The sequence below is a fragment of the Roseibium sp. RKSG952 genome, assembly GCF_009711355.1.
Genome location: NZ_SMMF01000772.1, coordinates 1 through 8,497, shown reverse-complemented (window position 1 = coordinate 8,497; position 8,497 = coordinate 1). Strand labels below are relative to the sequence as shown.

The following is an 8,497-nucleotide window of genomic DNA, read 5'->3' as shown; positions in this document are numbered from 1 at the left end:
GTTTCCGCCTTGAAAGGCTTCCTTATGGCGCCATCGCTACTTATGCGACCTATGGCCAAATTATGCATGTATCGAGTGACTTCAACATGCAGAGGTCTTTCTGAGAACGGTTGCCACGGGGCGAGACTGTGATCAGGGCCGCCATCATGCCCATGCATTCCCGCCCGCTGGATTTCTACCCGCCGGTGACACTCATGTGCCGGGACACCGCCGGCTGTTTGGTCCGCCGGTCGATCACGAAATCATGGCCTTTCGGCTTGCGGCCGATGGCTTCGTCGATCGCGTCGTAAAGCAGGTCATTGCCTTCCGAGGCCCGCAAGGGAGCTCTCAGGTCCGCCATGTCGTCCTGCCCGAGGCACATGAACAGCTGGCCCGTGCAGGTCACGCGAACCCGGTTGCAGCTTTCGCAAAAGTTATGGGTCATCGGCGTGATGAAACCGAGACGTCCGCCGGTTTCCTTGATCTCTACATAGCGGGCAGGGCCACCGGTCTTGTAGGGAATATCCTCAAGCGTATAGGCTTCGGCAAGCCGGGCCCGGACCATCGACAGCGGAAGATATTGATCGGTGCGGTCGCCGTCGATTTCGCCAAGCGGCATGGTTTCGATCAGGGTCAGGTCATGGCCGTTTGCGTGACACCATTCCAGCATCGTGCCGATTTCATGCTCGTTGACACCTTTCAGCGCAACCATGTTGACCTTGATCTGCAATCCGGCGTCCTTTGCGGCCCGGATGCCGTCCATCACCTTGTGGAGATCACCCCAGCGGGTAATCGCCTTGAATTTCTTGTCGTCCAGCGTGTCGATCGAGACATTGATCCGGCGGACTCCACAGGCATGCAGTTCGTTGGCATACCGGGCGAGCTGGGAGCCGTTGGTTGTGAGGGTCAGTTCCTCCAGGGCGCCGGTCTTGAGATGCCGCCCGAGGCTTCTGATCAGGGACATGATGTTCTTGCGCACGAGAGGTTCACCGCCCGTCAGCCGTAACTTGCGCACGCCCTTTTCGATGAATGCGGTGCAGAGCCGGTCGAGTTCTTCCAGCGAGAGGACTTCGCGCTTGGGCAGGAACGTCATGTCTTCGGCCATGCAATAGACACAGCGGAAGTCGCAACGGTCGGTGACGGAGACACGCAAATAGCTGACTGCCCGGCCGAACGGATCGATCATCGGCGGTGTTTGGCGGCCTGCGGTCATGAACAACTCCCTCGTCCCGGAACGGCTCATGGCCCAATGTCCGGTCAATTGCTTAGCTTCAGGAAAATGAGAGTAATATACTCAGAAATCAAGACAAGACGGAAAGCGGCGTATCTTTTGCAGCAAACGCCCTTGGACAATATTGGAAGTGATCCTCAGCCGGGCCAGCGCCGTAGACCCCGCAAGTTGTTTCAATAAAAGGAGTTTTGCAGCCCCATGAGCACCATCGTCTGGTTCCGGCAGGACCTGCGCCTGAGCGACAATCCGGCGTTTTCTGCGGCTGTGGAGAGCGGCGCCGTGCTTCCGGTTTTCATTGCGGAAGACGACGTTGGACGGAGCGCTGCAAGGCCGTTGGGCGGCACATCGAAATGGTGGTTGCATCACAGCCTGTCGTCCTTGTCCCGCGATCTGGGCGGCCTGTCGCTCTATCGAGGCGACCCGGAAACGATCCTGATGGATCTGGTTGAGAAATTCGGGATCAAGCGTGTGGTCTGGAACCGGAGCTATGATCCGCATGCGGTGAAACGCGACACCACGATCAAATCCGCATTGAAAAATGCCGGGATCGAGGTTCAAAGCTTCAAGGCCAGCCTGCTGTTTGAACCCTGGGAACTGGAGACGAAGTCCGGCGGACCGTTCAAGGTGTATTCACCGTTCTGGCGCGCAGCCAAGGCCAAAGGTGTGGATGTGCCGGTCAAACGGCCTGTGGAGGTGGAGATTGTTCGGGATGATGCCGCCCTGTCTCTGGTCGATCTTGAGCTCCTGCCGATGAAACCTGATTGGGCTGCTGGTTGGGAGCGTCTCTGGTCGCCGGGAGAGGAGGGGGCGTTGGCACGCCTTGAGGCGTTTTTTGAGACCGGTCTGTCCGGCTATGGAGACAAGCGCAACCGGCCGGACATGCCCAATGTGTCCCGTCTGTCGCCCCATTTGCGGTTTGGTGAAATTTCGCCCCGCCAGGTCTGGGCGGCGACGCAACATCTGGTCGATCGGGACCCGTCGCTTGCCAAGGATGGCGACAAGTTCCTGTCGGAACTGGTCTGGCGGGAGTTTTCCTATCACCTGCTCTACCATTTCCCCAAGCTTGTTGATGAAAACTGGCGTCCGGCTTTCAATTCCTACCCGTGGCGCGACAGCGACAGCGACTTGAGTGCGTGGCAGCGCGGCCTGACAGGGTACCCGATTGTCGATGCGGGGATGCGCGAGCTTTGGCACACGGGTTACATGCACAATCGTGTGCGCATGGTTGTCGCAAGCTTTCTGGTCAAGCATCTGCGCATGCATTGGCGAAAGGGGGAAGACTGGTTTTGGGACACGCTGGTCGATGCGGACATTGCCAATAACGCGGCGAGTTGGCAGTGGGTGACGGGGAGTGGCGCGGACGCGGCCCCGTATTTCCGGATCTTCAACCCGATCACGCAAGGCGAAAAGTTCGATCCGGAAGGGACCTACATCAGGCAATGGGTTCCGGAGCTCAAGGATCTTGAAACTGCATATCTCTTTGCTCCGTTCGATGCGCCGGAGAAAGCTTTGCAAAAGGCCGGTATCCGGCTCGGCGAGACCTATCCGGAACCGATCGTTGATCACGCCTCTGCACGGCAGGCAGCGCTCGACGGCTATGAGAAAGTCAAGCAGGCGGCCGCATAAGACTTGTCAAAATCGCAGGGCAGGCAGCGGCACTCGTGTCGCGCTTGCGTTATTCGGGCGGGGCCGCTGCAGCTGCCGCGCGGTAGACGGATTCGACCCGCACCATATCCGCCCGGCAGACAGACCGTGTCACCAGATGCGCCGGAGTTCCGCTGTCGGCGGCATAGTGACGCTCAATGACCAAAGCCGGATCTCCGGGCTTTTGGCTCAGGTGCCGGGCGGCGTCCGCGTCAAGTGCTGCTGCCCGCACTTCCTGACGCACGATGCCGGTTCCGGCCCCAAAGCGTTGCTCCAGCAGTGTGGCAACGGGAAGGTCCTGATCCTCAAGGCTGGTGATCACTGGTTGGAACAGGGCGTCCATGAAACAGGTGACATATGCAATGGTCTGCTCTTCTGCCGTTTTCAGTTGCCGCAACAGGCGCAGTTCGATCAGGTGACGGCCCGTCTGTAATCCCAGCTCTTGCGACAGGACTGCATCCACCTCGATGTTGGACCAGCCAAGGACCTTTCGCCGGGAGTTTCGGGTGATGAGAACAAATTCCTCCATGGAGGACATGCGTTCGACAAAAGGAGCGGCCGGAACGGTTTCGGCAACGATTGACCCGGAACCCTGCCGCGATGTGATCAGGCCGCGCGTGCGCAGCACCTGCAGTGCGCTGCGCACTGTGTGACGGCTCACCGAATAGGCCCGCATCAGCTGGGATTCCGTCGGCAGGCTGGTCCCGGCGGCATAGGTCCCGTCCTCAATCTGGCGGGTGAGCTGGTCGACAATCAGGCTGTATTTTGGTGCGCCGTATCGCATTCGGTCAGATCGCTCCCGGTTGGTGCAGGTGGTCTCCCTCCGTGTCAGAAAGTCCAGCCGTGTTCAAGGCGTTTGGAGATTGTTCGCCAAAAGTGAGCAGGGCGATAATTGACTTAATACGATTATGAAAACGAGTGTTGTGACCCGTCCGGCGGCGTGAACCGGGCGGACGAGAGGCCGGGCTAACCGCAGCAAAGGTTTGGCGCGATTGACCAGGCTGAATGCTTTTGCCCGCAAGTGTTCAGATCGCTCCGCACTCGAAAAGGTGATCAATGTCCGGGTCTGACAATCCGGCTGCGCGCAACACCGTCCTTGTGTTCGCACCCAGCGGCGGACAGGCGTGGTGATCTGCGCGGCCGGCGGACCGGAACGGGCTGGAGAGCAGCTGAAACGGCGTGCCGTCGGCAAGTTCGAGGGTTTCGACCCGGCCGGATCCGGCAAGCTCCGGGTCAGTCAGGGCTTCGCGTGGTGTCCTGATCGGAGCGCAAGGCACCTTGCCGTCAAGGCGTTCCAGCCAATCCGCGCTTGTGCGTTCTTGCAGGGCCGTGTCCAGGATCTCCGTCAATGCGTCCCGCCGGGCAAGCCGCTTGTCAAAGCTGGAAAACTCCGGATCCCGTGCGAGTTCGCCACAGCCGATCAAGTCACACAGGATCGGCCAGAATTTCTCCTTGTTGCACATGATATAGATCCAGCCGTCCGCGGTCCGGTAGAGCTGGCAGGGAACCAGCGAAGGGTGGGCGGAGCGCCTGACCCGTGCCGGGGCATAATCGGAATTGAGTGTCCAGGCTCCCAGATAGCAGAGGCTGGAGAGAGCCGCATCGAACAGCGTCACGTCGATATCGCGGCCCTTGCCGGTGGAGCGTGCGCCGATTACGCCAGCCAGCAGGCCCAGTGCCATGTAGGTCCCGCCCAGAAAGTCGATCATCGACAGGCCCATTCGGGCTGGCGGCGTATCCGGTTCACCGGACATGCTGAAACACCCGGTTCTCGCCTGCATCAGATAGTCATATCCGGGCCAGCTGGCTCGCGGTCCGGTTCGGCCATAGCCCGAACAATGGGCGCAAACGATTTTGGGGTTGAACGATGACAGGGCATCATGGGTCAGGCCCAGATCTTTTGGAACATCGCCGCGCAGATTGTTGGCGACCGCGTCGGCCTGTGCCACAAGCTTGTGCAGGGCAGCCCGGCCTTCCGGGTGCTTCAGGTCGAGCGAAATGCTCTTTTTGTTCCGGTTGATCGACTGGAAGAAGAGGCTTGCGTCATCGTTCCCTGTTTCGCCGATGAAATAGGGACCGAGTGCACGGGCATAGTCGCCACCGGTGTTGCGGTTTTCGATTTTGATGACTTCGGCACCAAGGTCGGACAGGAGCTGGGTGCCGAACGGACCGGCCCCATATTGCTCGACAGCAAGCACACGAAGCCCGGCAAGGGGCGCGTCCATCTCAAACTCTCCCGGCCTGCATCTTGTCAATGACCGAATGGCCGCGTTTGGTGGCAAAGAAGCTGCGCGTGATGTGCATGACATAGACACCGGACTGGTTCTTGCCGGAATGGCAGACCGTTACGATGCCTGCTGTTGGCCTCGAGCGGCTTTCGCGCTTGGAAATCACCTTCGTTTCGGCGTAGAGCGTGTCTCCGGCATATACCGGCGCCGGGATCTTGATCTCGTCGAAACCGAGATTGGCAATGGCTTTCTGGCTGGTCGAACTGACACACATGCCCGCAACGAGCGAGAGGGTGAATGTCGAGTTGACCAACGGTTTGCCGAACTCTGATGCAGCTGCGTAGTTGGTGTCGAAATGAAGCGGATGCGTGTTCATCGTCAAAAGGGTGAACCAAGTGTTGTCGGTTTCGGTGATGGTTCTGCCTGGCCAGTGTTCGTAAATGTCTCCCGGCTCGAAATCTTCGAAGTAAAGACCGGGATCTTCGCGGAAATGCTGATCATTGATGCGCGTCATTCCGGGTAATTGGCGGGCCATTTTCAAATCTCCTGTTGGTTGTCGATGACGTTTGAACTGTTGGCCAAAACGCGCTGGGCATGTGCAAGGACGGGTGCATCGACCATCTTGCCGGCGAACAGAAATGCGCCGCCGCCTCGATCATGTGACGCATCGACCATTGCGCGGGCGCGTTCGACTTCGGCGCTGGCTGGCGTGAACACGGCGTTGATGGGATCGATTTGCGCCGGATGGATCGCAAGCTTGCCGCAGAACCCCATGTCGAGGGCGAGGCGGGCTTCCCGCATAACGGCTTCACGATCTTTCAGTGACAGGCAGACGCCGTCCAGAGCCGGAACTCCAGCAGACCCGGCGGCGTTGAGCACTTGGCCGCGGCCCCAGGCAAGCGCCTGAGAGCTCATGCTGCCTCCAACTTCCGCCATGTGGTCGGCGGAGCCGTAACCGGCCAGGATCTTCGGACCTGCCTGGCGGAAGATGTTTCCCGCCCGTTCCAGCCCGATGGCTGTTTCAAGGCAGACCAACAGCAACGGATGCTTGCCCTGTGCGTCGGCGAGGGTGCGGATTTGAAGAACCTCCTCCGGGCTTTCGATCTTGGGCAGGACGAGCATTGCCGGCCAGACGGGCGTATCGAGCAACATGGTCACGTCCCTGATCCCCTCTGGAGACCGGAGCGTGTTGATTCGCAGGGCCAGTCTGCCGAGGGCGGAAGGGGAGGCCTCAACGAGATTCTGGTGAACAGCGGATCTTGCCGGGGCCTTCCGGACTGGTGCCACACCGTCTTCGAGGTCAAGGACCATCCAGTCGGTCCCGCTCGCGCGGGCCCTGGAAAGCCGTTCGATTTTGTCTGCGGGTGTGAACAAGAGACTTCGAGTGCGCATGGGCTTCACTCCTAATTTGTCCGTATAACCGTATAAATATGATGAGGTGCCGCGATTTCAAGCGCGGGAACCGTACCTGTCGGGATTTTTGAGGATTTGGCTCCAAGGGGGGTAACAATGAAATGGGCACGAAATTCCGCGCCAGAGGCCTACCGGCAATTTCATGCGCCGGGGAAACAGTCCGGCCTGTAAAGACAGGAAAATGCCGTGAAGTGCTTTGCCTTGAAGCGTTTCGCAAAAAATCATAAGTCTGCGAGGACGTTACATGAGGAAGCAGACATGACAGACGCAACCGGCGCATGGCCGACCGAAATCCGGTTAAAAACCGACAAGAAGACGCTCCTGGTCAGTTTTGCGGATGGTCAAACACATGAGTATTCTGCCGAATATCTGCGTGTCTGTTCACCCTCGGCAGAAGTTCAAGGCCATGCGCCGGGGCAGAAAAAGACCATTCCGGGCAAGCGCGATGTCGGCATCATGAAGATCGAACCCGTCGGCAATTACGCGGTGCGCATCCATTTCGACGACATGCATCATTCTGGCATCTTCACTTGGACATACTTCCAGGAGCTCGCCTTGGATCGAGACACACATTGGGGGCGCTATCTGAGGGAGCTGGAGGAGAAGGGCTTGAGCCGGGATCGTTAGAGTCGTTCTAATTGATGGATGATTTTTCCTTCTGTTTTTGCCAAGGGAGTTTTGTTTCAGGTCAGTCGATTTGCGTAAAGTGGTGCCCGGTATCAAGGGAAAATGCCTTAACCTTAGCGGCCGGGCGTGCCGGATTGGGTGAGCTGAAACAAGAGGTCTTTTTGATCCATAAGCTGATGAGAGGGCGGTTACAGTCAACTTGCTGGAAGGTTTCGGTGCCTTGAAGTATGTTTACTCGGTGAAATATGCCAAGTTGTTTGATTTGATAAACAGTCCGTAATCAGATGATATTGAGGCGCTGAAGCGAGCCATAGGACGACAAGCCAGCCAGCAGTGTCACCAGGCCAAAAAGCAGCGGAGCGCCAAACCGTCGATAAAAAGAGCGAAATCTGGCTAATTCTGTTTCACTTACGGTGAGTGTCTCTTTTCCAAGAAACGCAGGGTCTGTGTAGTGAAGTAACGCATCCAGCAGGATGATTTGCGATGCGGTGAGAAGGCGCGCAAAGAAGAACTGTCCGGAAAAGAGTGCGACCAACACAGAGACAATATGTGCGCTGGCTTCGGTAAGCTTTGGCAGGGACCGCATCTCAACGATTACCTGCACTGCCCAAAGGCTATAGATGGCTTGAATGTAGGGAGGTGCATTCTCTCCCCACATAAGAAAGCGTCCGTCAGAGGCCATAACGCTATGCAGGCTCGCACTTGCACCCCACAGAATCATTGCAATGCTGCTGAACACTGTAGATACGGCTCCAAGTGTTGAACCTTTTCTGATACTGTCGATCATGAAACCAGTAGTTTGCAACACACAAAAACAAAAGAAACCGTAACCGCTGATCTTGTTCAGCGATGGAGAATCGATTGTGATTGCAAATACAGCAGTCGCAGCGACGGCCATGTAGCCAGTCTCGATGGCGAAAATCTGGGCCAGTCTCGGGAAGCGAAATCTCAAGGACCCATTGAGCATCAACCCGGCGGGGATAACCAGAGAGACGAACAGAATTGTCACAGGGGTGAGTGCGACGGCTTCAATCAGGACAAGGCAGACCCCAAGGGTTGCAAGAACCCAGATGAGCAGTTGTATGCCGGTTCGGCTGAGAAGTGATGTTGGCCAAGAGGGGGACAGTTGCTTTAATCCAGAATTATTATCGGGCTGAAATACTATAAATTCGCAGCATCAGAAGGCTAGTGGTGTCTTGAATTTTATTTTCACATTTGTTCTTGATGCGCGTCGGACTATGAAGGAAATTCTGTCAAGCCTCTCTGGAAGCAGGCTGAAAATGGCTGAGGCGAGATCGCAAGTTTCTTGCGGTCATTGCCTAGAAGGCTGACTTTATTTGTCAGTCATAACAGCCTGTTGACGAAGTCGGACCTG

The 8,497-nt window shown here is 57.4% G+C and carries 8 protein-coding genes; 2 read left to right on the top strand and 6 right to left on the bottom strand.

All coding sequences use genetic code 11. From position 1 onward, the window contains the following. Positions 1–175: 175 nt before the first annotated feature. Positions 176–1,192 carry a GTP 3',8-cyclase MoaA gene (moaA, locus tag E1297_RS06220; protein ID WP_196223216.1) on the bottom strand — a complete coding sequence of 339 codons (1,017 nt, stop codon included), beginning with the start codon at positions 1,190–1,192 and terminating at the stop codon, positions 176–178. A 216-nt stretch (positions 1,193–1,408) separates the two neighbouring features. On the opposite strand from moaA, the gene E1297_RS06215 reads away from it, so the two are divergent. Further along, positions 1,409–2,836 carry a deoxyribodipyrimidine photo-lyase gene (locus E1297_RS06215; RefSeq protein ID WP_155135321.1) on the top strand — a complete coding sequence of 476 codons (1,428 nt, stop codon included), beginning with the start codon at positions 1,409–1,411 and terminating at the stop codon, positions 2,834–2,836. A 49-nt stretch (positions 2,837–2,885) separates the two neighbouring features. Here the strand turns inward: E1297_RS06215 and E1297_RS06210 are convergent, their stop codons facing one another. The 4 genes from E1297_RS06210 to E1297_RS06195 form a co-directional block, all read right to left on the bottom strand. Then, complete coding sequence (locus tag E1297_RS06210; protein WP_155135319.1) at positions 2,886–3,638, bottom strand: GntR family transcriptional regulator; 753 nt, start codon at positions 3,636–3,638, stop codon at positions 2,886–2,888. A 241-nt stretch (positions 3,639–3,879) separates the two neighbouring features. Beyond that, positions 3,880–5,079 (bottom strand): CaiB/BaiF CoA-transferase family protein, encoded by a 1,200-nt coding sequence (locus tag E1297_RS06205; protein ID WP_155135317.1) that lies wholly within the window; start codon positions 5,077–5,079, stop codon positions 3,880–3,882. Position 5,080: 1 nt separating this feature from the next. Beyond that, positions 5,081–5,617, bottom strand: a complete 537-nt coding sequence (locus E1297_RS06200; RefSeq protein WP_155135315.1) for a MaoC family dehydratase — start codon at positions 5,615–5,617, stop codon at positions 5,081–5,083. A gap of 2 nt (positions 5,618–5,619) precedes the next feature. Beyond that, positions 5,620–6,474 (bottom strand): CoA ester lyase, encoded by an 855-nt coding sequence (locus E1297_RS06195; protein ID WP_155135313.1) that lies wholly within the window; start codon positions 6,472–6,474, stop codon positions 5,620–5,622. Positions 6,475–6,753: 279 nt separating this feature from the next. Between E1297_RS06195 and E1297_RS06190 the strand changes: the two genes are divergently transcribed. Further along, entirely contained in the window at positions 6,754–7,122 is a 369-nt protein-coding gene (locus E1297_RS06190; RefSeq protein WP_155135311.1) for a gamma-butyrobetaine hydroxylase-like domain-containing protein, read from the top strand. Positions 7,123–7,402: 280 nt separating this feature from the next. Here E1297_RS06190 and E1297_RS06185 read toward each other — a convergent pair whose 3' ends face one another. Then, the gene (locus tag E1297_RS06185; protein ID WP_155135309.1) at positions 7,403–8,131 is read right to left on the bottom strand and encodes a hypothetical protein; all 729 of its coding nucleotides are present in this window, start codon (positions 8,129–8,131) and stop codon (positions 7,403–7,405) included. Positions 8,132–8,497: the final 366 nt, after the last annotated feature.